The 24457-nt window shown below is 36.1% G+C and carries 28 protein-coding genes (1 of these 28 cut by a window edge); 17 read left to right on the forward strand and 11 right to left on the reverse strand.

Translation table 11 applies throughout. The features are described from left to right. Window positions 1-160 precede the first annotated feature (160 nt). The 4 genes from M1D66_RS02785 to M1D66_RS02800 all read left to right on the forward strand — a co-directional run bounded on the left by M1D66_RS02785 (window position 161) and on the right by M1D66_RS02800 (window position 3192). Entirely contained in the window at window positions 161-1048 is an 888-nt protein-coding gene (locus M1D66_RS02785; protein WP_001206692.1) for a decaprenyl-phosphate phosphoribosyltransferase, read from the forward strand. Window positions 1049-1150: 102 nt separating this feature from the next. Then, window positions 1151-1495: an EamA family transporter gene (locus tag M1D66_RS02790; RefSeq protein WP_001183889.1), complete on the forward strand. Its 345-nt coding sequence runs from the start codon at window positions 1151-1153 to the stop codon at window positions 1493-1495. A gap of 11 nt (window positions 1496-1506) precedes the next feature. After that, window positions 1507-1929, forward strand: a complete 423-nt coding sequence (locus M1D66_RS02795; RefSeq protein ID WP_000537666.1) for a divergent PAP2 family protein — start codon at window positions 1507-1509, stop codon at window positions 1927-1929. A gap of 15 nt (window positions 1930-1944) precedes the next feature. Continuing rightward, window positions 1945-3192: a DUF6080 domain-containing protein gene (locus M1D66_RS02800; RefSeq protein ID WP_242554982.1), complete on the forward strand. Its 1248-nt coding sequence runs from the start codon at window positions 1945-1947 to the stop codon at window positions 3190-3192. Between the two features lie 395 nt (window positions 3193-3587). Here M1D66_RS02800 and cdaS read toward each other — a convergent pair whose 3' ends face one another. Beyond that, window positions 3588-4193 (reverse strand): sporulation-specific diadenylate cyclase CdaS, encoded by a 606-nt coding sequence (cdaS, locus tag M1D66_RS02805; protein ID WP_000545252.1) that lies wholly within the window; start codon window positions 4191-4193, stop codon window positions 3588-3590. Window positions 4194-4336: 143 nt separating this feature from the next. Between cdaS and M1D66_RS02810 the strand changes: the two genes are divergently transcribed. Both M1D66_RS02810 and galU read left to right on the forward strand, forming a co-directional pair. After that, window positions 4337-6061 carry a phospho-sugar mutase gene (locus tag M1D66_RS02810; RefSeq protein WP_001104221.1) on the forward strand — a complete coding sequence of 575 codons (1725 nt, stop codon included), beginning with the start codon at window positions 4337-4339 and terminating at the stop codon, window positions 6059-6061. A gap of 107 nt (window positions 6062-6168) precedes the next feature. Further along, window positions 6169-7056 (forward strand): UTP--glucose-1-phosphate uridylyltransferase GalU, encoded by an 888-nt coding sequence (galU, locus tag M1D66_RS02815; protein ID WP_002097988.1) that lies wholly within the window; start codon window positions 6169-6171, stop codon window positions 7054-7056. A 45-nt stretch (window positions 7057-7101) separates the two neighbouring features. Here the strand turns inward: galU and M1D66_RS02820 are convergent, their stop codons facing one another. Beyond that, window positions 7102-7695: a biotin transporter BioY gene (locus tag M1D66_RS02820; RefSeq protein ID WP_086384914.1), complete on the reverse strand. Its 594-nt coding sequence runs from the start codon at window positions 7693-7695 to the stop codon at window positions 7102-7104. A gap of 50 nt (window positions 7696-7745) precedes the next feature. Beyond that, the gene (locus M1D66_RS02825; protein WP_000810329.1) at window positions 7746-8489 is read right to left on the reverse strand and encodes a DUF3298 and DUF4163 domain-containing protein; all 744 of its coding nucleotides are present in this window, start codon (window positions 8487-8489) and stop codon (window positions 7746-7748) included. Window positions 8490-8584: 95 nt separating this feature from the next. Between M1D66_RS02825 and M1D66_RS02830 the strand changes: the two genes are divergently transcribed. After that, window positions 8585-8968, forward strand: a complete 384-nt coding sequence (locus tag M1D66_RS02830; protein WP_001140612.1) for a hotdog fold thioesterase — start codon at window positions 8585-8587, stop codon at window positions 8966-8968. Window positions 8969-9007: 39 nt separating this feature from the next. On the opposite strand, the gene M1D66_RS02835 is transcribed toward M1D66_RS02830, so the two are convergent. Both M1D66_RS02835 and M1D66_RS02840 read right to left on the reverse strand, forming a co-directional pair. Then, a complete protein-coding gene (locus M1D66_RS02835) occupies window positions 9008-10384 on the reverse strand; it encodes a glycine--tRNA ligase (protein ID WP_000287147.1) in 1377 nt (458 codons plus the stop codon). A gap of 346 nt (window positions 10385-10730) precedes the next feature. After that, window positions 10731-11444, reverse strand: coding sequence for a DNA alkylation repair protein (locus M1D66_RS02840; protein WP_000553310.1), 714 nt, complete (start codon window positions 11442-11444; stop codon window positions 10731-10733). 117 nt (window positions 11445-11561) lie between these two features. Here M1D66_RS02840 and M1D66_RS02845 point away from each other — a divergent pair, with 117 nt between their 5' ends. Beyond that, window positions 11562-12029, forward strand: a complete 468-nt coding sequence (locus tag M1D66_RS02845) for a hypothetical protein (protein WP_000390061.1) — start codon at window positions 11562-11564, stop codon at window positions 12027-12029. A gap of 78 nt (window positions 12030-12107) precedes the next feature. Here M1D66_RS02845 and M1D66_RS02850 read toward each other — a convergent pair whose 3' ends face one another. Next, complete coding sequence (locus tag M1D66_RS02850; RefSeq protein WP_000545209.1) at window positions 12108-13433, reverse strand: ArsB/NhaD family transporter; 1326 nt, start codon at window positions 13431-13433, stop codon at window positions 12108-12110. 289 nt (window positions 13434-13722) lie between these two features. On the opposite strand from M1D66_RS02850, the gene kapD reads away from it, so the two are divergent. Continuing rightward, window positions 13723-14346, forward strand: a complete 624-nt coding sequence (gene kapD, locus M1D66_RS02855) for a 3'-5' exonuclease KapD (protein ID WP_000344356.1) — start codon at window positions 13723-13725, stop codon at window positions 14344-14346. A gap of 40 nt (window positions 14347-14386) precedes the next feature. On the opposite strand, the gene kapB is transcribed toward kapD, so the two are convergent. Beyond that, the gene (gene kapB, locus M1D66_RS02860) at window positions 14387-14770 is read right to left on the reverse strand and encodes a kinase-associated lipoprotein KapB (RefSeq protein ID WP_001209342.1); all 384 of its coding nucleotides are present in this window, start codon (window positions 14768-14770) and stop codon (window positions 14387-14389) included. A gap of 164 nt (window positions 14771-14934) precedes the next feature. On the opposite strand from kapB, the gene M1D66_RS02865 reads away from it, so the two are divergent. Continuing rightward, entirely contained in the window at window positions 14935-15111 is a 177-nt protein-coding gene (locus tag M1D66_RS02865) for a hypothetical protein (protein ID WP_000982757.1), read from the forward strand. A gap of 68 nt (window positions 15112-15179) precedes the next feature. Then, window positions 15180-15719, forward strand: a complete 540-nt coding sequence (gene sodC, locus M1D66_RS02870; RefSeq protein ID WP_000746522.1) for a superoxide dismutase [Cu-Zn] — start codon at window positions 15180-15182, stop codon at window positions 15717-15719. Window positions 15720-15878: 159 nt separating this feature from the next. Here sodC and M1D66_RS02875 read toward each other — a convergent pair whose 3' ends face one another. Next, window positions 15879-17030, reverse strand: a complete 1152-nt coding sequence (locus tag M1D66_RS02875; RefSeq protein ID WP_086384913.1) for a MalY/PatB family protein — start codon at window positions 17028-17030, stop codon at window positions 15879-15881. A 117-nt stretch (window positions 17031-17147) separates the two neighbouring features. On the opposite strand from M1D66_RS02875, the gene M1D66_RS02880 reads away from it, so the two are divergent. Continuing rightward, window positions 17148-17399, forward strand: a complete 252-nt coding sequence (locus tag M1D66_RS02880; RefSeq protein ID WP_000537638.1) for a YugE family protein — start codon at window positions 17148-17150, stop codon at window positions 17397-17399. 120 nt (window positions 17400-17519) lie between these two features. Here M1D66_RS02880 and M1D66_RS02885 read toward each other — a convergent pair whose 3' ends face one another. Together M1D66_RS02885 and M1D66_RS02890 are read right to left on the reverse strand one after the other, a co-directional pair. Beyond that, the gene (locus tag M1D66_RS02885; protein WP_001015862.1) at window positions 17520-18359 is read right to left on the reverse strand and encodes an alpha/beta fold hydrolase; all 840 of its coding nucleotides are present in this window, start codon (window positions 18357-18359) and stop codon (window positions 17520-17522) included. 109 nt (window positions 18360-18468) lie between these two features. Then, window positions 18469-19461, reverse strand: coding sequence for a 2-hydroxyacid dehydrogenase (locus M1D66_RS02890; RefSeq protein ID WP_001205006.1), 993 nt, complete (start codon window positions 19459-19461; stop codon window positions 18469-18471). Window positions 19462-19727: 266 nt separating this feature from the next. On the opposite strand from M1D66_RS02890, the gene M1D66_RS02895 reads away from it, so the two are divergent. The 3 genes from M1D66_RS02895 (at window position 19728) to yugI (ending at window position 22010) form a co-directional block, all read left to right on the forward strand. Beyond that, entirely contained in the window at window positions 19728-20225 is a 498-nt protein-coding gene (locus M1D66_RS02895) for an Lrp/AsnC family transcriptional regulator (RefSeq protein ID WP_000255696.1), read from the forward strand. After that, complete coding sequence (locus M1D66_RS02900; RefSeq protein WP_000808534.1) at window positions 20222-21412, forward strand: aminotransferase; 1191 nt, start codon at window positions 20222-20224, stop codon at window positions 21410-21412. The genes M1D66_RS02895 and M1D66_RS02900 overlap by 4 nt, the downstream gene beginning before the upstream one ends. A 253-nt stretch (window positions 21413-21665) precedes the next feature. Then, window positions 21666-22010, forward strand: a complete 345-nt coding sequence (gene yugI / locus M1D66_RS02905; RefSeq protein WP_000003764.1) for a S1 domain-containing post-transcriptional regulator GSP13 — start codon at window positions 21666-21668, stop codon at window positions 22008-22010. A gap of 109 nt (window positions 22011-22119) precedes the next feature. Here yugI and M1D66_RS02910 read toward each other — a convergent pair whose 3' ends face one another. Next, on the reverse strand, window positions 22120-22353 hold the full coding sequence (locus M1D66_RS02910) for a DUF378 domain-containing protein (protein ID WP_000105788.1): 234 nt from the start codon (window positions 22351-22353) through the stop codon (window positions 22120-22122). 274 nt (window positions 22354-22627) lie between these two features. Between M1D66_RS02910 and M1D66_RS02915 the strand changes: the two genes are divergently transcribed. Next, window positions 22628-23980: a glucose-6-phosphate isomerase gene (locus M1D66_RS02915; RefSeq protein WP_000103654.1), complete on the forward strand. Its 1353-nt coding sequence runs from the start codon at window positions 22628-22630 to the stop codon at window positions 23978-23980. 107 nt (window positions 23981-24087) lie between these two features. Beyond that, window positions 24088-24457, forward strand: partial view of a YugN-like family protein gene (locus M1D66_RS02920; protein WP_000612334.1) — the 5' portion only. 44 nt of this gene lie beyond the right edge of the window; the window shows 370 of its 414 coding nt (coding positions 1-370); the start codon lies at window positions 24088-24090; its stop codon lies beyond the right edge, outside the window.

Here is a 24457-nt window from a genome sequence, read left to right on the forward strand (position 1 = left end):
GGCTGTCTCAAATTTTTGAGACAGCCTTTTTTTATTGGTATTTAATAGTTGATTTTCAATGTTATACTTATGTGATATAATCTTTCCTGTATTAGAAGTAAATAACAATTGAATAGGGAGGGAAAGAAGAGAGTGACAAAATAGAAGCACTCTTATTATTATGAGGGAAGGAACTTTATCTCAACAAAATATAGTTGTATTGTTTTTTAAACAGTTACGCCCGAAACAATGGACTAAAAACTTGCTTGTATTTGCAGCGTTAGTCTTTTCAATAAAACAAGTATCTTTGACTATGGTGGCACAAGCTGCAATTTGTTTTGCGCTATTTTGTGCAATATCTGGCTGTGTCTATATTTTAAATGATTTTATGGATATCGAGGCAGATCGACAGCACCCTGTTAAGCGATATCGACCGATGGCATCGGGGGCATTAAATCCGTACTTTGCTATTACGGCAGGTTGTGTTATTTTAGTAGCGTCTTTAGTAGTTTCATATATATTAAATCCGTTATTGTGCTTAGTATTAGCAGCCTATTTTATTTTAAATGTAGCGTATTCAATTCGTTTAAAGCACGTTGTACTCATTGATATTTTAATTATTGCATCTGGATTTGTTTTACGAGCATTGGCCGGTGGATTAGTTATTCAAGTGCCATTTACACCGTGGTTTTTATTATGTACATTATTACTGTCACTATTCTTGGCTATTAATAAAAGAAGACATGAATTAGTATTGTTACAGAATAATAAAGGTTCTCATAGAAAAGTATTAGAAAGTTATTCTCCTGCTTTGTTAGACCAATTAAGTACAATTGTTACGTCGGCAACTATTGTAACTTATGCTATCTTTACTTTTAATGCAGGGAAAAGTATCTATTTAATGTGGACAATCCCATTTGTAATTTACGGGATTTTTCGTTATTTATATTTAGTTCACATGGAAGATAAAGGTGGAGAACCAGATAAAGTTTTATTAGAGGATCAGCATATTTTAATAACAGTGTTGTTATATGCGATAACAGTTATTATTATACTATTGAACTTTTAATTACTCTATTCGGGTTTGTTAAAACGTTTAAGAGGAGTGTCTTAAACGTTTTTTATTTGGAATAAAACATTTTTTGAATATAAACAGTTAAGGAGTATAGAGATGCAACAATTTTTGATGATTATTTTATCAGTTGGTATGGGAGTTGTAGGGCAAATTTTATTAAAGTTTGGCGCAATGAAATCACAAAGTTCAGCGGCTGTAGGTATTATGAATTTCATTAACGTACCGAACTTTTTCGGACTAGCTTTTTACGGTTTAAGTGCATTATTATGGATGATTGTGCTGAGAAAGGTTGATTTAAGTTATGCATACCCAATGGTGAGTTTCGGATATGTATTTGTTATTATTGCGTCAGCATTATTATTTGGTGAAACAATCAATTTCATGAAAATTGCTGGAATGGTATGTATAGTGGCTGGTATTTTATTTATTGCAAAATCATAGGAGGTAAAGCAATGGGAACATATTTATATTGTGTACTTCCATTTATAGCTTGGGTAGCTTCGGGAGTATTGAAATTTTTAGTGAATTATCTTCGTTCTGGAAAAGATGCTTTTCGTTTAGTTGGAAACGGTGGATTTCCTAGTACGCATACAACGATTTTATCAAGTATGGTCATGACAATAGGGTTTCATGAAGGTTTTAATACGCCGATGTTTGGAATCGGGATGGCAATTTTAACAATTGTTATCATTGATGCCACAGGACTTCGCCGTACAGTTGGTAAACATGCAAGAATGTTGAATAAACATATAAGTTCGGAAGAAGAAAAATTAAGGGAGCGCCAAGGACATCATTGGCATGAGATTTTTGGTGGACTTGTGTTAGGAACAGTTATTGGGTACGTAGCACATCTAATTATGGTATTTCTACCTTAGAGAGGAGAAGAAGTATTGAGTATTTGGAATGGTTATAAAGGAAAGGGGATATTAGCCCTTGTCCTTTTCATTTTTTATTGGTCATTTTACTTTTTTATCGGTTGGAAAATGGAAAACGACTCTAAGATTTTAACAGCTTCCTGGTATGACATGTATTTTTCTTTTGATCAGGGTTATTACATTTTAAGTTTTTTCTTGGCTAAAATACCAATTGCAGATGAAGTGTTGTTTCGACATCCATTTTTAAATTTTTTAACTGAGGAAATAGCAACAGTGGTATCATCACTAGGTGTAAAAAATGTAGTGCAAGGTATTATATTTTTCCAAGCGTTCTTAAGTACGATAAGTGTAGTCATGATTTACATGTTATGTTGTAAAATTTGTAAGAATGTAATTGTTTCTTTCCTATTAGCGGTTATGTACGGATTTTCAGCTACTCTGTTAGTTATTACGTGGACACCGGAATCTTTTGTTTATGCCAATTTCACATTGGTACTGATGTGTTTTGTATGTTATCCGTTTATTACAGGAGAAAAAGAAGCGAAAGCAGGATTCAGCGTTGCTAATATGTTATTGGCAATAGGAATAACGGGAGTTACATTAACAAATTCGTTTATGTGGTTTTTAGGTAGTGTAATGAGTTATAAAACATTAAAGAAAAGAATTATTTGGACTGGTATTTCTATCATTGTGGTCGTTCTTCTTTTCGTATTAGTGATTATAGAAAATAACATATCACTTATTGATGTAATCAATACTAATATTAAATTTACAGAGAAACAAGGTTTTTCAGAGGAATATGTAGGGTCTAAGTATATACTAGCATTTCATTTGGTATTGGGATCTTCATTCATCTTTGGACCATTCTCGGAAGTTACTTTAAGACAAGGTGAGCAATTCGCACAATTAAATATACTTCCATCGCATACTATGATCGGGTGGATTGTGATTGTATCTGTGTATGCTTTTATAATAGTAGCTGTATGGAAAAACTTTAGAAAAGAGCCTTTCGTAAGGTTTTTAAGTTTCTGTTTACTATTTAATATTGTTTTACATGGAATTATTGGTTTTGGGGCATCTGAAGCATTTATTTATGGCGCACATATGGTATTTACAATACCGTTATTATTAGCATATGGTTTTAAAGTGATGAGACGTGTAAAAGTAGTTGCTTTATGTTTAATATTAATATTAATAATTATAAATAATTTTGAAAGTATGCTATATTTTTATCATTTTGCAGTCTCCAATTATTCTTTATAATAAAATAGATTTTTAATAAAAGGGTACTTTAGATAGGATTTCTAAAGTACCCTTTTTTACTATTTCTTAAAAATAGATAAAAAATAATAGCTAGAAGTGAAGCATTTTAGAAAACATATAGTTGTTATGAAAGAGGTCTAAACATGTTTTGAGTACAAAAAGAGTAGTAAGTGTACTTAGACATCCCTGTGAGCAAATAATTTATGGTCAGCTCGAGCAATGGTATAGGTAATTCGTATACTTTTCGAGCATTTTGTAGAAGAATAATTTTTTTGAATAAAAAGCTGTCTCAAATTTTGTAGACAGCCTTTTTATTCATATTGTAGGTGTATTTGTTGGTAATTCGATATAACTTCATTTACTACCGCGCTGTTCAAAAAAGTGCTAAAAAGTGTTTATAAAGAAATCGTATACAAAATCCCGTTTAAAGCAAAAGAAGTACGGCCCGTTTCTTCAGAGACAACTAATATAAGTGCATCACTCTTTTCTGATAAGCCAATTGCAGCTCTGTGACGTGTTCCTAGCTCAGGATCAACTTCTGTACTTTTCGTTAAAGGAAGAATATTAGCAGCTGAGACAATATGATTATTTTTTACGAGAACGGCACCGTCATGAAGAGGGTTACCTGGATAAAATATTGATTCGAGTAATGGTGCAGTTAAGTGAGCGTTTAATGTCGTTCCAGTTTGAATGAGAGCTTCAAGCGTCTCGTTTCGTTCCACAACGATAAGAGCACCATGTTTTCTGGCGCTTAAATGTTGGATAGCTGTCGTAATAAAAGATGAACTTTCCGTATAAGGTGATAAATATGCCTGAATATAGTATGTAGCTGCCAATGTTTGTACATTTGCTAACATATGATGAATATCTTCCATTTTGCATAAAATACATTCGTCTTCTTTATCGATTGCGTTCCTCATAATCGATAGTTCTTTTTCAGCAATTTCAATCATTTGCTTTGTTTGTATTTTGAGCTCTTCTGACAAGCCCCATTCGTGCATAATCCTCATTCCCTTTAGTGGAGTATTTAACAATAGTGTATACAAATATTCCTAGTAAAATCCTGCTAGATTTTATAAAATATTGAGATACAGCATGTTTTTTTCATATAATAAAGGTATGACGAGCGAGAGGAGAGAGAAGAATGAATTGGAAACAAGAATTTAGTCGCTGGCTTTCTTACGCACAATTAGATGCAGAATTAAAAGAACAGCTAGAAAATATGAAGCAAGATGAGAAGAAAATCGAGGATAGCTTTTATAAAAATCTAGAGTTTGGCACAGGTGGTATGCGTGGTGAACTTGGTGCTGGTACGAACCGTTTAAACGTATATACAGTTCGTAAAGCAACAAAAGGATTAGCAAGCTTTATTGAAAAATTAGGTGAGGAAGCGAAAAAACGCGGTGTTGTTGTAGCCTATGATTCTCGTCATAAATCACCTGAGTTCGCAATGGAAGTTGCTGCTACACTTGGGGCACGCGGTATCACAACATATGTGTTTGAAAGCTTACGTCCAACGCCAGTACTTTCTTTCGCAGTTCGTCATTTACATACAGTAAGTGGAATCGTTCTTACGGCAAGCCATAATCCACCTGAATATAACGGATACAAAGTATACGGTGAAGATGGTGGACAGTTACCTCCAAAAGAAGCAGATGAGTTAATTAGCTACGTAAATGCAGTAGAAGATGAATTAACAGTTGAAGTCGCTGATGTAGAGCAATTAAAAGCTGACGGTTTATTACATATTATTGGACAAGAAGTAGATGATGCATATGCTGCAGAATTGAACAATGTCATCATTAATAAAGAAATGGTGCAAAAGGTTGGTAAAGACTTAAAAATCGTCTTTACACCATTACACGGAACATCAAATATTTCTGTACGCCGTGGTTTAAAAGAAGTTGGATTTACAGATGTAACAGTTGTAAAAGAGCAAGAGTTACCAGATCCAAACTTCTCTACAGTAAAATCACCGAACCCAGAAGAGCACGCAGCGTTTGAGTATGCCATTCGTGACGGTGAAAAGGTAGGCGCAGATGTATTAATCGCAACTGATCCTGACGCAGATCGTCTAGGTGTAGCGGTGCGCAATCATAATGGTGAGTTCCAAGTATTAACAGGAAACCAAACAGGTGCATTAATGCTTGATTACTTACTATCTCAAAAGAAAGAAAACGGAACGCTTCCGGAGAACGGTGTCGTCTTAAAAACAATCGTAACGTCTGAGATTGGTCGTACAATTGCGAAAGCATACGGTTTAGATACAGTTGATACGTTAACTGGATTTAAATTTATCGGTGAGAAAATTAGGCAGTATGAAGAAAGCGGACAATATGAATTCCAATTCGGTTATGAGGAAAGCTATGGTTATTTAATCCGCCCATTCTGCCGTGATAAAGATGCAGTACAATCTGTCCTATTTGCATGTGAAGTAGCTGCATACTACAAATCACAAGGGAAAACGTTATATGACGGTCTATTAGAAGTATTTGAGAAGTACGGTTTCTTCCGTGAAGACCTTGTATCGTTAACGTTAAAAGGAAAAGATGGAGCTGAAAAAATCCAAGAGATGATGGCAACGTTCCGTGAGAATCCGCCGAAAGAAGTAGCAGGCTTAACAGTCGTAGCAGTGGAAGACTATAAAGCAAGCATCGTTACATCTTTACAAGATGGACATAAAGAAGAGATTCACTTACCGAAATCAAATGTGTTAAAATATCAATTAGAGGATGGTTCATGGTTTTGCCTACGTCCATCTGGAACTGAGCCGAAGATTAAGTTTTACTTTGGTGTAAAAGATAGTTCTTTACAAAATAGTGAACAAAAGTTACTTACTATTAAAGAAGACATTATGAATCGTTTATAATACAAAGTAATTTTAAGTAGTAAGGAACAAAAGGGAGCGAAATCTCCCTTTTGTTTTATGTAGGAAATAATTGCTATTGATTCCGACAGGAGAGAGGGTATTTTGTGATGAAAAAAGTAAGAAAAGCGATAATCCCAGCAGCTGGATTAGGAACACGTTTTTTACCAGCAACGAAAGCAATGCCGAAAGAAATGTTACCGATAGTAGATAAACCAACGATCCAATACATTGTAGAAGAAGCAGTGAAATCGGGTATCGAAGATATTATTATCGTTACTGGTAAAACAAAGCGTTCTATTGAAGATCATTTTGATAATGCATTTGAACTAGAACAAAACTTATTAGAGAAGAAAAAATATGAGTTGCTTGAAAAAGTACAAGCTTCTTCAAAAATGGTAGATATTCATTATATCCGTCAAAAAGAGCCGAAGGGACTAGGACATGCTGTTTGGTGTGCGCGTAAATTCATTGGTGATGAGCCGTTTGCAGTGTTACTAGGTGATGATATTGTCCAAGCTGAGAAACCGTGTTTACGTCAATTAATGGATGAGTATGAAAAAACACTTTCTTCTGTTATTGGTGTACAAACTGTTCCAGAGTCGGAAACACATCGCTATGGAATTATCGATCCATTAGAACAAGAAGGTCGTCGTTACCAAGTTCGCAATTTCGTTGAGAAACCAGCACAAGGTACAGCTCCTTCAAACTTAGCAATTATGGGCCGTTACATTTTAACGCCTGAAATCTTTATGTTCTTAGAACAGCAACATGTCGGTGCTGGTGGTGAAATTCAATTAACAGATGCAATCCAAAGCTTAAATGAAATCCAACGTGTATTTGCTTACGATTTCGAAGGAAAGCGCTACGACGTAGGTGAAAAGCTAGGATTCGTTCAAACGACAATTGAAATGGCCCTGCAACACCCAGAATTACGTGATGACATGGTTGCAATGATGAAGAAAATTTTAGAAGAACAAGCGAATCAAGAGTCATAATAAAAAATGAGTTATTTCAGTATACTGAAATAACTCATTTTTTTATTATGAAATCGTCGAATGAGAATGCTGATAAGCAGAACGACGCACAGCATAGTATATGCGAGGTGCGATAATAGCACCGATAATTGTAAATGCAATATCTTTTACTGCAAACCACATCATAATCATCCAAGCAGCTTTATAGCTCATATTACCGCCCATAAAGAGATTGACTGCTCCGTACATGTAAGTAGTACCGATTATATAAGTTAAAATAATTCCAGTGAAAGAGGCAATTGCAAATGTAATGAAAGTTGGTCTTTCTTTTTGTTCTACTAGTTTTCCTGATACGTAAGCAACGATAATAAAGGCGATAATAAAACCACCAGTAGGATCTAAAATTGCTCCAAATCCAGCTTTGAAGTTAGCGAAGATTGGTGCGCCGGCTAAGCCAACGAGCATATATACAGTCATGGATAAGGCACCAAGTCTACTTCCAAGAAGAAGACCTGCTAAAATTGCGAAAAATGGTTGCATAGATAATGGGATGCCTGCTACTTGTAAGAAAGGTGCCCAAGATACAATATTTGCACCGATGGCCATAAGAGCAACGAACATGGCAGCTAATGCTAAATCTAAAACATGAAATCTTCTCATAATGTTAACCTCCTGTTGTTTTTAGGTTAACATTATCGTAGCGAAAATATTTACTTGTTGTCAATCAAAATATTTTGATAAGAAGGCTTTAAATAGTCTCTTAGCAACGTATATGGAATACGAAATTGCGGAATTCCACTTGAATAGGGAGCAATCTCATATAAAGGGAAATAAATGACGAGATTGTCTGGCTCTAAAAAGAAGTGAAATTTTTTCATACTCATTACTTTTTCAGTTGCATCTGGAAAATAAATGCTTTCATTTTGTTTAATTTGTCGTACAATCTCTGCACGGATTACATCTTTATATTTATCCTTTTGTTGAAATAAATCGTCTAAATGCAGCACCTTTTTTTCGTTTAAATCAAATGTATTTGCCTTCCACGTATAAAGACCGTGTGCTCCGCCAGTATATTGATAGTAATTCACATATAGGCTAAGAAAAGGTGGTTTGTTTAAAGAGACTTTATAATCAACATTTGCTACGTACGGATGAAAGGGTGTACTAGATCCTTCTGTCTCTTTATAATATTTTTTTGCTTCTTTTTCTAATTTGTTTTTAAATTTGTCAGTGGATTTTTTGTAGTATAAATTGAGTTTATTTTGAAATTTAGAATCAGAAAAGTTGTGAAAAGAAGGCCTATTTATTTGATATTCTATATAAGGTTTCTTACCTTTTTGCGTTACAGTCTTAACATCGATTGTCAGGTTAGATGCTTTGGCTGTTATTGCACAATTTGGTACAATAGTCAGCAAGGAGAACATAAGCAGTAATATACAAAATTTCTGTTTCATTTAGGTGAAGCCTCCTTATATAAGTGTTATAAGTAGTTTGAAAATAAATAGGTAAAATTATACATTTAATTAAAGTAAGAGAAGGGGGAAGCGATATGGCAAAAACTTTAATGGATTCACTTGGAATTGAGTTGTTAGAGATGACAGAAGATAAGGTAGTTGCTACGATGCCTGTTGATGAGCGTACGCATCAACCGTTTGGATTTTTACATGGAGGTGCATCGGTTGCATTAGCGGAAACAGTGGCAAGTGTTGGTTCATATAATTTAATTGATCAAGAAAAATGTATTTGTTTCGGATTAGAAATTAATGCAAACCACATTCGCTCAAAGAAAGATGGAATTGTAACAGCGATCGGAACACCGATACATAGAGGACAATCGACAATGGTTTGGGATGTTCGTATTATTGATGAAAATGATGATTTACTATGTATATCAAGATGTACAGTAGCAATTAAAGAAAAACGTGAAAAGTAAAAAAGAGGCGCTCTTATGAGCAGCCTCTTTTTCTTATAATTAGAACTGGATTTTCTTCTCTAAGAAACCTTTTAGTTCGCTAATTGGCATACGAACTTGTTCCATTGTGTCACGGTCACGTACTGTAACAGCTTTGTCTTCAACTGAGTCGAAGTCGTATGTGATACAGAATGGTGTACCGATTTCGTCTTGACGACGGTAACGTTTACCGATAGAACCAGTTTCATCAAAGTCTACCATGAAGTCTTTAGCTAATTCTGCGAATACTTCAGTAGCACCTTCAGATAGCTTCTTAGATAATGGTAAGATAGCTGCTTTGTATGGTGCTAAAGCAGGGTGGAAACGAAGAACTGTACGAGAATCGTTTTCTAATTGCTCTTCTTCATATGCATCACATAAGAATGCTAATGTTACGCGGTCTGCGCCTAAAGATGGCTCGATGCAGTATGGCACGTAACGCTCATTCGTTTGTGGATCAATATAGTTAAAGTCTTCGTTTGAATGTTCCATGTGACGTTTTAAGTCGAAGTCTGTACGAGATGCAACGCCCCAAAGTTCGCCCCAACCGAATGGGAATTTGAATTCAATGTCAGTTGTTGCATTACTGTAGTGAGATAACTCTTCTTCACCGTGGTCACGAAGACGCATGCTCTCTTCAGACATACCAAGTGAAAGTAACCAGTTTTTACAAGTTTCACGCCAGAATGCAAACCACTCTAAATCTTCACCAGGCTTACAGAAGAATTCAAGTTCCATTTGTTCGAATTCACGTGTACGGAATGTGAAGTTACCAGGCGTGATTTCGTTACGGAAACTCTTACCGATTTGGCCGATACCAAATGGAAGCTTTTTACGCATAGAGCGTTGAACGTTTTTGAAGTTTACGAAAATACCTTGTGCTGTTTCAGGACGAAGGAAGATTTCGTTTGTGCTAGACTCTGTAACACCTTGGAATGTTTTGAACATTAAGTTGAACTGACGGATTTCAGTGAATTCTTCACTACCGCAATCAGGACATTTTACTTCATGTTCTTTCATTAAGTCAGCCATTTGGTCGAAAGTAAGACCGTCAACAACCATTTCGATGCCTTTTGCATCTAAAGCATCTTCAATTAATTTGTCAGCACGGTGACGAGCTTTACATTTTTTACAGTCAATCATTGGATCGTTGAAGTTACCAACGTGACCAGAAGCGATCCAAGTTTTAGGGTTCATTAAAATAGCTGCGTCTAAACCAACGTTGTGTGGAGATTCTTGAATGAATTTTTTCCACCAAGCTTTTTTAACGTTATTTTTTAATTCGATTCCAAGTGGACCGTAATCCCAAGTGTTTGCAAGACCACCGTAAATTTCAGAACCAGGGAAAACAAAACCGCGATGTTTCGCTAAGTTTACAACTTGTTCCATTGAATACATAAGAAAATCCTCCTTTTGAAAGTTAACGTATTGGCGATGACATACTCTGATACTTTGGAAACGAGCAGTATATGCTAAAAAGAACATAAAAAAACGCTCATCCCAAGGCTTATTTGCCTAGGGACGAGCGTTTGCCCGCGGTTCCACCCTAGTTGATACACAAAAGGTGCATCCACTTTATCATGTATTGCTCGGGACTGCCGTTTCCTTGCGGCTTCAGGCTTTCACTATCCCTGAATCGCTTTTTATGCAAGTACTTATAAGTCCGTCATCGCTACTTATATTAATAATAATGAACATATTCTAACACGTTCTTTTTTAAATCTCAATAGAGGAACGCGTCTATCTATGATAGAGTCTCGCCTATTTTTTCATTATTTATTCCGTAATTTTCTTTAATATGCTTAATTGCTTCACGCTTACTTAATGGAGCGAGCTCATTGTTTTGAACGTATTCCCAAACTACATTCGGATTTGTTTTTGCATATTCACGAAGGACCCAGCCAATCGCTTTTTGAATGAAAAATTCTTTTGAAGAATGTAGTTGTCCAATAATCCAGAAAAGAAGTTCTTCATCCATCTTTTGTTTATATTTTAGTTGGAATAAAATAGCGGCACGTTGTAACCATATGTTATCTGATGCAATCCATTTTGGAATATAGGCAGAAATTAATTCTGGATGTTTTAAAAAGATATCGCCTAAAAATGTAGGGACGATGCTATCGACAGAGTCCCACCAAGATTTTGTGACAATCAGTTCTTCTAAGAAGGGGATATGAGTTTCGTTTATATGCTTTTTATATTTTTGCATAATATCAAGTGCGGCCGCTTGGAATTCACGTTCTGGCAAGTCCCAAAGCTCACGTATGATAATTTGGAAGTCTTTTTGATCTGGGAGAGTATGTATTTGAATGATGTCTTTTAATAATTGGCGTCTTTCCGGTGTTTGAATACCTAGAAATGGGAAGTGATTTTTCATATAACGAGCCATAGGTTCTGCTTTTTCAGGATTTTGATGAGCTGTGAAATGCTCTTGTAATGCTTTTACAAATGGATGCATAAGTGTTGCTCCTCTCTTATTCTCTTTCTTCTCTTATTATACAAAGAGTTTGGATAAATTTTAAAACATAACTTGCAATGTAATGAAATATGTTGAAAGTAGAGAGGAGAGGATAAGATGGAGGATCAAGGCGTATTAGCAGGTTTCTTTGCTCTTAGTTTTGCGTTTATTCTTGTTATATTGATTTGGGCAATTATTTCATATTTGTTAACGGCTTTTGCACTTTATTCGATGGCGAAAAATGATGGTGCAACGGACGGGGTGCTTGCGTTTATTCCGTTTTTGAATAGTAAGACATGGGGTGACTTAGCGAAAGATAAATTACCAGATTTTTTGAAAGAAGAAGCAGGGTGGAAAGTATTCGGCATATATGTTGCATGTTTTATTTTTAATTTCGTACCAATTATAAGTTTACTAGCAACAGCTGTATCGATTGTATTGTCCATTTATCTTATCTACGCTATTTTAGACAGATACGGAACGAACTCTATATTATTTACGATTATTCATGTAATCACATTTTCGGTGTTCTTACCGATTCATTTATTTATTATTCGGAATGAACCGGTGAGATATAAAGAGTAGATTTTTCGTTTTGTTGATAAGTCGATATATTTTAGATATAAGTAAAAAAGCGCCCGGATTATCAGAGCGCTTTTTTTACTACATAAGGTAGCGTAAATAAATATAAATGTGAGAAATGATTAATGAAACGATCATAATTGGGAAACCGACTTTTAGGAAGTCCATGTAACTAAATTTATGTCCTTCGCGGCTCGCGATACCTGCAACGATTACGTTAGCAGAAGCTCCGATTAATGTTCCGTTTCCGCCCAGACAAGCACCTAGTGCTAATGCCCACCATAATACATCGATTTGTGCGTCAGATGGTGATAAGCCTAGCCCAACTGCCATATCGTTAATAAGTGGAATCATTGTTGCAACGAATGGGATGTTATCAATTGTTGCAGAGGCGATACCAGATACCCATAAAATAAGGATGGATGCGTAAGAAATATCTCCGCCTGTTATACCAATTACTTTTTGAGCTAACATTTTGATAAGACCGATATCGATAAGTCCTCCAACAAGTACGAATAGCCCTGCGAAGAAGAAGATTGTTACCCATTCTACACTTGCGAATACCTCTTCAATTTCATGTTCTTTCACACCAATTAACATAAGTACAGTAGCACCAGTTAAGGCGATAATAGCGGCATCAATATGGAAAATAGAATGAGTCATGAAACCTACAATTGTAAGTCCAAGTACCGTTAAAGATTTTTTCATTAATACTGGATCTTTAATGTATTGTTTTTCATCTAAGCTCATTAATTTTTTTACTTGTACAGGATCGGCAATTAATTGTTTGCGGTACATGAAGTAAAGTATTGTTGCTGTAACTGCAATAATAATAATTACGATTGGTGCTAGATTCAATAGGAAAGCATTGAAGTCTAAATGCTTATTTGCAGAACCAATCATAATGTTAGGTGGATCACCAATTAATGTTGCTGTTCCTCCAATATTTGAAAAAATAATTTCAGAAAGTAAATAAGGAACAGGATTTACTTGCAGTATGCGCGTAATAGATAAAGTAACTGGAACAACAAGAAGTACAGTTGTAACGTTATCTAAAAATGCGGAGCCAAGCGCGGTAAGTAGGGAAAGGGAAATTAAAATTTTAATTGGATTTCCTTGTGCCCCTTTTGCTGCTTTAATGGCAACGTATTGGAAAACACCTGATTTACTCGTAATGTTCACCAAAATCATCATACCGATGAGTAGCGTAATCGTTCCCCATTCAATATGTTTCGTAAAGGCGTTATGTAAATCGACGACCCCCACAATTACCATGAATGCTGCACCGAGAAGTGCGATGACAGCGCGATTAATTTTTTCAGAAATAATAATGGCATATGTAATTAAAAAGACTGCGATAGCAAAATAATACTGCCAGTTAGCGAGTTCTTGCGTTGTTTCGTGCAAAAATCTCATCTCCTTTCATTCATTTTTCTTAGTGTGTCAAATATTAACTAGATGAAACACACATAACGTCATTATAAAGTAGAAAAACTGCGGATGTAAATGAAAGGAGAGATTTTGTCATATTTTCTGCATAGGTCATTTTTTCTTATTTTTTAAAATATTTGTGGGCATTTGACATATATATAAGATACATCCAATCTGAATATTTAAAATGGAATTAGCATTCGAGCTTGTTCGTGTAGGAGTGTCAAATAGAAAGGAATGACAAAAATGATAAGGAAGGGATCGTATGGATGAACAACGATTTTTATTTTTAGACTTTGAGTTTACGATGCCCCAGCATAGAAAGAAACCGAAAGGATTTTTTCCAGAGATTATTGAGGTAGGACTCGTTTCAGTTGCTGGCTGTAAGGTAGAAGATACGTATTCATCACATGTCAGGCCGAAAACATTTCCCTCTTTAACGGATCGATGTAAGAAGTTTTTGGGAATAAAACAAGAAGTCGTAGATAAAGGGATTTCATTTCCTGAACTCGTTAAGAAGCTTGCAGAATACGAAACGAAATGTAAACCGACAATTGTAACGTGGGGAAATATGGATATGAAAGTGCTGAAGCATAATTGTGAGATGGCAGGGATAGCTTTTCCATTCTTCGGACAGTGTCGTGATTTATCGCTTGAGTATAAGAAGTTTTTTGGAGAAAGAAATCAAACAGGATTATGGAAAGCAATTGAGGCGTATGGAAAAGTAGGGACAGGGAAGCATCATTGTGCGCTTGATGATGCGATGACGACGTACAATATTTTTAAACTAGTAGAAAAAGATAAAGAGTATTTAGTAAAGCCAGCACCTCCAACATTAGGAGAACTCGTTGATTTTTCAAAAGTGTTAAAGAAAGTGAGCACACAGTAACGACCAAATTGCACATTATGTAATTTGGTCGTTTTGTTTTTTAGAGTTTGTAGTCTTTCTTTAACTGTTGTAATGTTTCTAGACTACGCTCTGCAAAAGGTGAATCATCTTCAAAAAATGAATTCATTTGAGTTTCTAATGCTAATTTTAGTGACTCGGTATAATCCGGAATTTCTCCTTCATATTTTTTCACCATTTGCTCTGGAATGTTCGTCTGTTCACGGAAAGCTAAAGCGCGTCTTTCATGGAAAAATGGTACGTCAGCTTGTTTTACGTTATGTAAGTCACCTTGCACCGGATGTTTTAAAACAGCTAATACTTTTACGACGTAACTGCCAGGGCGGCTATTTGTAACTTCGCCAATGTATTTTCCTGTTTTATAAATACCAGTAACGATTTCGCCAATTTCAAATGTTTCTCTCATATTTTTCACCTCAAGTTTATAGTAAGGAAAGTAGGAGAAGGAGTCAAAGAAATCATTTGCTTTCAGAACGCCCCTTGAGAATATGGATAGGTTCCACTATAATTTAAAATGATATAACAGAAAATTCTGATGTTTTATAAATCCTATAATAAGGAGTGTTCTATATGATGCCTTTATATTTTCCGGAAGATAAAACAGAATATATTATTCCAGGGATTGTTTGCGTTCTATTTATTATCGGTGCTATTGCCACGTGGCGCATGTTTATTCGTGTATCAAAAAGAGAAGCAGAGCGATTGCAGAAAGTTGAAGAAAAACTATTAGCTGAAAAGAAACAGTAATGCATTTTTGTATGTTTCCCTCTATGCTCGGACAATCTAAGGGCAGAATATATTTTGGAGGGAATAAAATGAAGAAACGGCTTTTTTTCAGTTGTTGTTTATTATTTCTGATGGCAGGTTGTGACCAAGGAAAGCCGAAAGAAATTGAAGTGAAATTACATAATGCTTCAGGAGATGAAGTAGGGACTGCGAAAGTAGTGCAGCAAACAAGTGGAGTGAAAATTACGATTAAAGGGGAAGGTTTCACGCCAGGCCCGCACGGACTACATGTACATGAAATCGGAGAGTGTAAGGCACCTCGTTTTGAATCATCCGGAAATCATTTTAATCCAGATGATAAAAAACATGGTCTTCTTAATCCGAAGGGTGCAGAAAACGGTGATTTACCGAACGTAGTTGCAGATGGTTCTGGAAAGATTAAAGCGGAAATTAATGCCCCACACATCACACTTGAAGAAGGAAAAACGACGATTCATAGAAAAGATGGAGCGTCTATTATTATTACAGAAAACCCTGATGATGGTATGACTCAACCGACAGGTAAATCAGGGGATCGAATTGCTTGTGGCGTAATTGTAAAAAAAGCATCGGATATGAAGAAAAAGTAAAAGCTACCGTGAATGGTAGCTTTCTTTGTGAAATGTAATTGAAAATATATCAGCGATTATTGGAATATATCGACCGTAACTTGAAATATATCGACTTACCGACAAAATATGACAAAGGAGTCTGTCCAAGAATGATTAGGGGGACAGACTCCTTTCTTATTATGAAAACGTATGACGCAGTCTGTTTAAAATTTCTTCTAAAACAGATCGTGGACAGCCGATATTAATTCGAATATGTTCTTCGCCACCTAACCCGTATTTCTCACCAGGTTCAACAATGATTTTTCCTTTTTCCCCAAGTAATGCAGTACGCTCGTTTTGAGAAAGCTTTAGACGAGAACAATCAATCCATAATAAAAAGCTACCTTCTGGCTTCGTTACGGAAAGAGCAGGTATGTGAGTTTTAATATATTCACAAGCAAATTGAGCATTATCTTCTATATATAATCGAATTTCGTTTAGCCAATCATTACATTCTGTATAGGCACTTTGCATCGCTGTATAAGCGAAGATATTTAATCCGTGGAAGCCTTGTCTATATTGGATAGATGTAAAGGCTTGACGCAGTTTTTCGTTTGGAATGATAATAATCGATGCTTGTAATCCAGCGATATTAAATGTTTTACTTGGAGCCATACAAGTGATAGTGCGCTCTGCTAATTCTTCAGATAAGGAAGCGAACGGTGTATGTGTATGATCTGCATAAATAATATCGGAATGAATTTCATCCGCCACAACGATTACGTTATATTTAGTACATAACGATCCGAGCTGCACAAGTTCCTCTTTCGTCCAAACGCGCCCGATTGGGTTATGAGGGCTACAAAGAAGCATGAGTTTGATGCCTTGCTGAAACTGCTTTTCTAAATGCTTGAAGTCTATCACATATGTATCATTTTGTTTCTGTAATGGACTCACGTATAACTGTCTGTTGTTTGTTGTGACCATTTCGAAAAATGGAGGATAAATAGGTGGTTGTACGAGAACAGATTCGTTTTCTTTTGTGAAAGCCTGTATGCTCGTACTAAGAGCTGGAACGATTCCGGCGCTAAAGACAATCCATTCTTTTTGAATATCCCAGTCGTATTGTTGTTTTGTCCAGTTACAAATAATATTCCCAATATTTTCGGGAGGAAGTGTATAGCCAAAAATCGGATGTTCGATTCGTTGTTTTAAGGCAGTTTGAATTGGTTTTGGTACTTCAAAATCCATATCAGCAATCCAAGCATGGATAAGTTCTTCGTTTTTATATGTATCCCATTTTATACTATGCGTTCCACGTCGATTGATTGCTTTATGAAATAGTTGCATAAGTTTGCTCCCTTCTTCTGTAAAACCAATAAGTTATGAAAGTTCTCTCTCTTCTTATAGAATAGCTGATGTGATAGGATAAAGAAAAGTATTAAAAAGTGAAAAGGCGGGAAGCGAATGGGTACATATGAAAAGATGATAGAGGTTGTGAAGAATTGGGATCCGTTTCAAATGGGACCGGAGTTTTATGAAACAGAAGCGAGCGATGTTGTGAACGTCATAAGTGTGTTTGACGATCCAAAATACATCGCAAAGAAGATTCAACATATATACTTTATGTCTTTTGAGGAAGTACCTGCGCTTGAAAAATGTGAGAAATTAGCTATGGAATTACTTGTAATAAAAGAAGGTGGAAGCTGTTCATTATAGGCTGTCGGAATTTCCGACAGCCTTTTTTATATTATCCCGCTATTTGCTGGGTAGTAAGACCCTCACCTCAAAATTCAGCGGAAGCAAAGAAGTTAGGTGGGGGCTGATTAAAGTTTCATTTTATTGCGCGGAAAAAGCGATAATTTCTTCATAAACATGTTCAGGCTTTTCTTCAGGTAGTAAATGTCCTGTATTTTCATAAGAAATAAATTTTGAATTCGGTAAATCTTTGTGTAGACGATGACCTACATGTACAGGGACGACGCGGTCTTTTTCACCCCAAATGAGTAGGATAGGTGTTTCGATTTTTTGTAATTCAGTTGAAGATAAGTCACCTTCACGGTCTCGTATCATGCGAGTTAAAGCGGGAAATATACGGTTGTCATAAAAAGGAGCGGAGTAACCTTTTTTCATTTCATCGTCAATTAATGAGTGATCATGAACGACATTCATTAAGTTATGAACAATGCCGCGCCGTATAATCCAGTTCTTTACGTATAAATGAAAGAACGGTAAATAAGAAGAGTATAGTAAAGGTAAGGTTGCGCGCGCTAAATAGCTCGAGCTACATAGTAAAATCGTCTTTGAAATGAGTTCAGGACGTATACGGTTTACATAGAGAGAAATTTGCCCACCCATAGAATGCCCAACTAATACAATGTTTGAGAGAGATAAATGTTCAATTAAATCAATAATAATCGTTGCTAAATTGTGATAAGAATACTTAAACAGATGAGACTTATCACTTTTTCCGAACGGTGGTAAATCAAGAGCAATGACTGTTCCTTCCTTCGCTAGTAAAGGAATGAGACGGCGGTAACTGAATGAGGAAGATAAAAAGCCGTGAACGAGTACGAAAGTAGGGCGTTGTGTTTTATTATCATGTTCATACAATTCGTAATGAACAGTAGTGCCGCGAGTGGAAAAAGTGAAATAAGGACAAGTATATTTATGATTCATTTTTTGTCACTCCATTGATTTTTGTTCATATCATCTCCAAGGAAGAAGAAAATATGTTAACAAAAAAAGGCAAGATGACGATGTCATCTTGCCTTTCGTTTATTCAGTATTACCCGCGCACAATATTAGGCGGTGTTTTTCCTTGTAATCCTGTAACTAAATTTTCAGCGGCGGTCATGGCCATTTGCTGACGAGTTTTTAATGTTGCAGATCCGATGTGCGGTAAAGTCACAACATTTTGTAATGATAAGAGTGGATTATCTTTTTGAATTGGCTCTTGTGTAAAAGTATCGATGCCTGCTGCAAAGATTTTCTTTTCTGTTAAAGCATGGATTAACGCTTCTTCATCTACTGTTTTCCCCCGAGAAGCATTAATGAAGATTGCTGTTTCTTTCATTAATGAAAATTCCTTTTCTCCGATAAGGTGATATGTTTCATCTGTTAATGGAGTAAGAAGAACAATAAAGTCAGACTGCTTCAGTAGCGTCTGTAAATCACAATATGTAGCATCGAATTTTTGTTCAGCTTCTTCTTTACGACGGCGGTTATAGTAAAGAACATTCATATCAAATCCGAATTTTGCTCGTTTTGCAACGGCTTCTCCAATTCGGCCCATACCGATAATACCAATTGTGCTATGGTGTACATCTAGTCCGAAGTGTTCTTTTCCGATTTCAGCGTTCCATTCACCATTTTTTACGTAAGAATCGAGTTCGCAAACGCGGCGCCCAGCTGATAGCATAAGGGCGAAAACGAGATCAGCTACTGTATCATCTAATACATATGGTGTATTCGTTCCGATAACCTTTCGATTTTTCATCGCTTGTAAATCAAAATTATCGTAACCAACAGAAATGTTGCTCACTACTTTTAAGTTAGGAGCGACTGTCAGTAATTCTTCATTAATAGCAGATCCAAAATTTAATAACCCATCTTTATCTTGTATTTTCTCTAATAGAACATCACGAGGTACTTTCTCATTTTGATCCCATTTTTCATAATCACAGTGTTCTGATAAATAGTTTTCTACAAATGTCGGAACTGGTTCAGCAATATAAATTTTTGGTTTCACGGTTCCATCCCCTTTCGCTTTATCACGCATTTTTCCACTGATTAAAGTTTCACTTTACCCCGCTTTAACGAGCAGTAAGACTCCAACCTAAAAAGACGGTTGAGACAAAGAAGTGAGGTGGGAGATCAACTGCTCGTAAAAGCCCGATTGGTGTGGGCTGATAATCAGTGGGGTGAAGCATTCCACTGATTAAAGTTTCACTTTATTTTGACATAATTCAATAGAAAAATCTTCTTTTCAAACTGGAAAGGGTATTTGTATAATTTAGACACAAACGAAAAGGAAGGATGATTTATATGGTGACAGAAAAAGAATTAGAATTATTAGCTTGTCTTGAAAAGAGTAGTCGATTATCTGTAGATACATTAGCGAAGCTGTTAAATATAGAAGTAGAAGAAGTAAAGAAGATGGTTGCGAGATTAGAAAATGAAAAGATTATTGTGGATTATGTAACACATATCGATTGGACGAAAGTGAAAGAACATACAGGTTTAACGGCAATGATCGATGTGAAAGTTACGCCAAAGCACGGCGTTGGGTTTGATGCGGTTGCTGAGCAAATTTATCGTTATTCAGAAGTGAAATCCGTTTATTTAATGTCAGGGACATATGATCTTTCTATTACATTAGAAGGGAAAACGATGGGGGAAGTAGCGATGTTTGTTTCTGAGAAATTAGCAACAATTGAATCTGTCGTTTCTACAACTACTCATTTCATTTTGAAGAAGTATAAACATGAGGGCGTTATTTATGAAAAAGACGATGATGATAAGCGAATTGTGGTGACACCATGAAGCAATTTGAACTATCTAGATCAGCAGAATCTTTAAAACCATCTGGTATTCGAAAATTTTTTGATTTAGCAGCAAATATGAAAGGTGTTATTTCCCTCGGGGTAGGAGAGCCGGATTTTGTTACCCCTTGGAATGTAAGGCAAGCATGTATTCGTTCTTTGGAACAAGGGTATACGTCATATACAGCAAATGCAGGATTATTGGAGCTCCGTCAAGAAATAGCAAAGTATCTAAAAAAACAATTTGCAGTATCTTATGATCCAAGTGATGAAATCATTGTTACAGTTGGAGCGAGCCAGGCGTTAGATGTAGCGATGCGTGCCATTATAAATCCTGATGATGAAGTGCTCATTGTTGAACCAAGCTTCGTTTCTTATGCACCACTTGTGACATTAGCTGGAGGAGTTCCGGTTCCTGTGGCGACTAAGCTAGAAAACGAGTTTAAAGTACAACCAGAACAAATTGAAGCAGCTATTACAGCGAAAACAAAGGCGATTTTACTTTGTTCACCAAATAACCCGACAGGTGCGATGCTAAATAAATTCGAGCTTGAAGAAATAGCAGTGATTGTTGAGAAGTACAATCTAATTGTATTATCTGATGAAATTTATGCAGAGCTTGTATACGACGAAGCATATACAAGTTTCGCGAGTATTAAAAATATGCGCGAGCATACGATTTTAATTTCAGGATTTTCAAAAGGATTTGCGATGACAGGATGGCGTCTCGGTATGATTGCAGCTCCTGTTCAGTTTTCAGAATTGATGCTCAAAATTCACCAATATTCCATGATGTGTGCACCGACGATGTCTCAGTTCGCAGCACTTGAAGCGTTACGTGCGGGGAATGATGAAGTAATTCGGATGAGAGATAGTTATAAGAAGCGTCGTAATTTTATGACGACATCTTTCAATGAAATGGGCTTAACGTGTCATGTGCCGGGCGGAGCATTTTATGTTTTCCCTTCTATATCTTCAACAGGATTATCTTCAGCGGAATTTGCAGAACAGTTATTGCTGGAAGAAAAAGTAGCTGTTGTCCCTGGTAGCGTATTTGGCGAAAGTGGTGAAGGGTTTATTCGTTGTTCTTATGCGACGTCGCTTGAACAACTTATGGAAGCAATGAAGAGAATGGAACGGTTTGTTGAAAATAAAAAAAGGACAAAACGTAATACGTTTTGTCCATAAAAGGGGGGGAATACTAGAAAGCCATGTGTTAGTAGTCTATCCCAATATTGGAGAATTATACTTCTTTAAGGGAAATTTTTCATGAATTTTGAATGAGTTCTGTCATAGTGGTATAATTTACTAATATAAGGTATGCGCATTCTAGATATCATTATCTAGAATGTGTACTAACCAATCGGATATTTAAAATAAATATATCTGCTTTGCTCTCTATAATTGTAGAGAGAATGGTAAACGTATGGGAGTGTTTCATATGTCAGAACAATATACAACAGGAGTGGTTGTAACAGGGAAAGTGACTGGAATTCAAGATTACGGTGCGTTTGTAGCGTTAGATGCAGAAACACAAGGACTTGTGCATATATCTGAAATTACAAATGGATATGTAAAGGATATTCATGACTTTTTAAAGGTCGGCGATACAGTAGAAGTAAAGGTACTTTCAATTGATGAAGAGCACAGAAAAATGAGTTTATCGTTAAAAGCGGCGAAAAGAAAACAAGGAAGGATTCTTATACCGAACCCATCTGAAAACGGATTTAATACGCTGCGAGAAAAGTTGGCAGAATGGATTGAAGAGTCCGAGTTAACAAAGTAAAAGAGGAACGCATATGAGCGTTCCTCTTTTACTTTATCTTATGATATATATTTGCAAATATGATTGCATGCAATCATATTCGTATGTCGGAGGTGAAAGGACATACTGATTATCGAATTTCGTTTGTTTCTGGGTGCGTACCAAGATTTTCAGATGGTTTAAACAGTAAACCAAGGTTGATAAGCCCAGATATACCAACGATGCCGTAAATAATACGTGCAAGAGCTGAATTTTGTCCACCGAAAATGGCTGCTACTAAGTCAAACTGGAAAAACCCGATTAGTCCCCAGTTCACAGCGCCAATTACAGTAAAGACTAATGCGATACGTTGCAAAGTACTCATGAAAAAGCCCCCCTTAATTGTGAAGCATGAGCAAGCGATGAGTTAATTAACTCTTTTATAGAATGGGGTAGTTATGTTGTTTTTATACATAAAAAATGTTTGGAAAGGGATGTATATACATCTATACCGAAAAATGCGAATTTTTATGCAAAAAATGAACTTTTTCTAAAAAATATATATTGGTTACGTTTACAATTGCCTAATCGCTTGATTTACAACTTCAGTTTCGCTAAAGTGAATACAGAAATACATATCCATAATTGGAGGGAAAAAGATGAGTACACATGTAACGTTCGACTATTCTAAAGCGTTATCCTTCATCGGTGAACATGAAATCACTTATTTACGTGATGCAGTGAAAGTAACACATCACGCAATCCACGAAAAAACTGGAGCTGGGAACGATTTCCTTGGGTGGGTAGACCTTCCGCTTCAATATGACAAAGAAGAATTCGCTCGCATTCAAAAATGCGCAGAAAAAATTAAAAATGACTCTGACATTTTACTTGTTGTAGGTATTGGTGGTTCTTACCTAGGAGCACGCGCAGCAATCGAAATGTTAAACCATTCTTTCTACAACACGCTTTCTAAAGAACAACGTAAAACTCCACAAGTGCTATTTGTTGGACAAAACATTAGCTCCACTTACATGAAAGATTTAATGGACGTATTAGAAGGTAAAGACTTCTCTATTAACGTTATTTCCAAATCAGGTACAACAACAGAGCCAGCATTAGCATTCCGTATCTTCCGTAAGTTATTAGAAGAAAAGTATGGAAAAGAAGAAGCTCGCAAACGTATTTATGCAACTACAGATAAAGCGCGTGGTGCATTAAAAACATTAGCTGATAACGAAGGTTACGAAACATTTGTTATTCCAGATGATGTTGGAGGTCGTTTCTCTGTATTAACGCCAGTTGGTTTATTACCAATCGCAGTAAGTGGCTTAAATATTGAAGAGATGATGAAAGGTGCAGCTGCTGGTCATGATGACTTCGGAACATCAGAACTAGAAGAAAATCCAGCTTACCAATACGCAGTAGTTCGTAACGCTTTATACAATAAAGGAAAAACAATTGAAATGCTTGTTAACTATGAGCCAGCACTTCAATACTTCGCTGAGTGGTGGAAACAGTTATTTGGTGAAAGTGAAGGAAAAGATCAAAAAGGTATTTTCCCATCTTCAGCAAACTTCTCAACTGATTTACACTCATTAGGTCAATACGTTCAAGAAGGGCGTCGTGACTTATTTGAAACAGTTCTTAAAGTAGGTAAATCTACACATGAACTAACAATCGAATCAGAAGAAAACGATTTAGACGGATTAAACTACCTTGCTGGTGAAACTGTAGACTTCGTAAACACAAAAGCATACGAAGGTACATTACTTGCACATAGCGACGGGGGAGTACCAAACTTAATCGTAAATATTCCTGAATTAAATGAGTACACATTCGGTTACCTTGTATACTTCTTCGAAAAAGCATGTGCGATGAGCGGCTACTTATTAGGCGTGAATCCATTTGACCAACCTGGAGTAGAAGCATATAAGAAAAACATGTTTGCTTTACTTGGTAAACCAGGATTTGAAGAATTAAAAGCAGAATTAGAAGAGCGTTTAAAATAATAAAAAGCGACCGGATTCCGGTCGCTTTTTATTATTTTATCGAAAAGTCCATCAGTATATTCAAACTAAAGTGGGTATGCTAAAGGAAAAGTCTAGGAGGGATGGGCTTGATTCCGATTCAATCAAATTTAGAAGGACGTACATATGCGTTATATAAGTTAGAAGAGATTATGAAACCACTTGGATATAGCATTGGTGGTAATTGGGATTATGATAAAGGATGCTTCGATTACAAAATTGATGAAGAAGATGGGTATCAATTTTTACGAGTTCCATTTACAGCCATTGATGGAGAACTAGATGTACCAGGCGTAATAGTTCGTCTTGGAACGCCGTATATTCTTTCGCACGTATATCAAGACGAACTAGATGATAATGTGAATACTTTAACAGCTGGAACGAGTGGAATGGATCAATTTGCTGAGCCGAAAGATCCAGATGGAGATGTGAAAAGAAAATATATCAATATTGGGAAAG

Source organism: Bacillus sp. PK6-16 (genome assembly GCF_056530295.1).

Excerpts from the sequence above, each read along its gene's own strand:
- M1D66_RS02795 (WP_000537666.1), top strand. The coding sequence starts at position 1,507 with ATGGGAACATATTTATATTGTGTACTTCCATTTATAGCTTGGGTAGCT.
- M1D66_RS02900 (WP_000808534.1), top strand. The coding sequence starts at position 20,222 with ATGAAGCAATTTGAACTATCTAGATCAGCAGAATCTTTAAAACCATCT.
- yugI (WP_000003764.1), top strand. The coding sequence starts at position 21,666 with ATGTCAGAACAATATACAACAGGAGTGGTTGTAACAGGGAAAGTGACT.
- M1D66_RS02865 (WP_000982757.1), top strand. The coding sequence starts at position 14,935 with ATGATGCCTTTATATTTTCCGGAAGATAAAACAGAATATATTATTCCA.
- M1D66_RS02840 (WP_000553310.1), bottom strand. The coding sequence starts at position 11,444 with ATGCATCCATTTGTAAAAGCATTACAAGAGCATTTCACAGCTCATCAA.
- M1D66_RS02825 (WP_000810329.1), bottom strand. The coding sequence starts at position 8,489 with ATGAAACAGAAATTTTGTATATTACTGCTTATGTTCTCCTTGCTGACT.
- M1D66_RS02790 (WP_001183889.1), top strand. The coding sequence starts at position 1,151 with ATGCAACAATTTTTGATGATTATTTTATCAGTTGGTATGGGAGTTGTA.
- M1D66_RS02845 (WP_000390061.1), top strand. The coding sequence starts at position 11,562 with ATGGAGGATCAAGGCGTATTAGCAGGTTTCTTTGCTCTTAGTTTTGCG.
- M1D66_RS02910 (WP_000105788.1), bottom strand. The coding sequence starts at position 22,353 with ATGAGTACTTTGCAACGTATCGCATTAGTCTTTACTGTAATTGGCGCT.
- kapD (WP_000344356.1), top strand. The coding sequence starts at position 13,723 with ATGGATGAACAACGATTTTTATTTTTAGACTTTGAGTTTACGATGCCC.
- M1D66_RS02895 (WP_000255696.1), top strand. The coding sequence starts at position 19,728 with ATGGTGACAGAAAAAGAATTAGAATTATTAGCTTGTCTTGAAAAGAGT.
- M1D66_RS02810 (WP_001104221.1), top strand. The coding sequence starts at position 4,337 with ATGAATTGGAAACAAGAATTTAGTCGCTGGCTTTCTTACGCACAATTA.
- M1D66_RS02890 (WP_001205006.1), bottom strand. The coding sequence starts at position 19,461 with ATGCGTGATAAAGCGAAAGGGGATGGAACCGTGAAACCAAAAATTTAT.
- kapB (WP_001209342.1), bottom strand. The coding sequence starts at position 14,770 with ATGAGAGAAACATTTGAAATTGGCGAAATCGTTACTGGTATTTATAAA.
- galU (WP_002097988.1), top strand. The coding sequence starts at position 6,169 with ATGAAAAAAGTAAGAAAAGCGATAATCCCAGCAGCTGGATTAGGAACA.
- M1D66_RS02885 (WP_001015862.1), bottom strand. The coding sequence starts at position 18,359 with ATGAATCATAAATATACTTGTCCTTATTTCACTTTTTCCACTCGCGGC.
- M1D66_RS02820 (WP_086384914.1), bottom strand. The coding sequence starts at position 7,695 with ATGAGAAGATTTCATGTTTTAGATTTAGCATTAGCTGCCATGTTCGTT.
- sodC (WP_000746522.1), top strand. The coding sequence starts at position 15,180 with ATGAAGAAACGGCTTTTTTTCAGTTGTTGTTTATTATTTCTGATGGCA.
- M1D66_RS02880 (WP_000537638.1), top strand. The coding sequence starts at position 17,148 with ATGGGTACATATGAAAAGATGATAGAGGTTGTGAAGAATTGGGATCCG.
- cdaS (WP_000545252.1), bottom strand. The coding sequence starts at position 4,193 with ATGCACGAATGGGGCTTGTCAGAAGAGCTCAAAATACAAACAAAGCAA.
- M1D66_RS02875 (WP_086384913.1), bottom strand. The coding sequence starts at position 17,030 with ATGCAACTATTTCATAAAGCAATCAATCGACGTGGAACGCATAGTATA.
- M1D66_RS02915 (WP_000103654.1), top strand. The coding sequence starts at position 22,628 with ATGAGTACACATGTAACGTTCGACTATTCTAAAGCGTTATCCTTCATC.
- M1D66_RS02835 (WP_000287147.1), bottom strand. The coding sequence starts at position 10,384 with ATGTATTCAATGGAACAAGTTGTAAACTTAGCGAAACATCGCGGTTTT.
- M1D66_RS02830 (WP_001140612.1), top strand. The coding sequence starts at position 8,585 with ATGGCAAAAACTTTAATGGATTCACTTGGAATTGAGTTGTTAGAGATG.
- M1D66_RS02785 (WP_001206692.1), top strand. The coding sequence starts at position 161 with ATGAGGGAAGGAACTTTATCTCAACAAAATATAGTTGTATTGTTTTTT.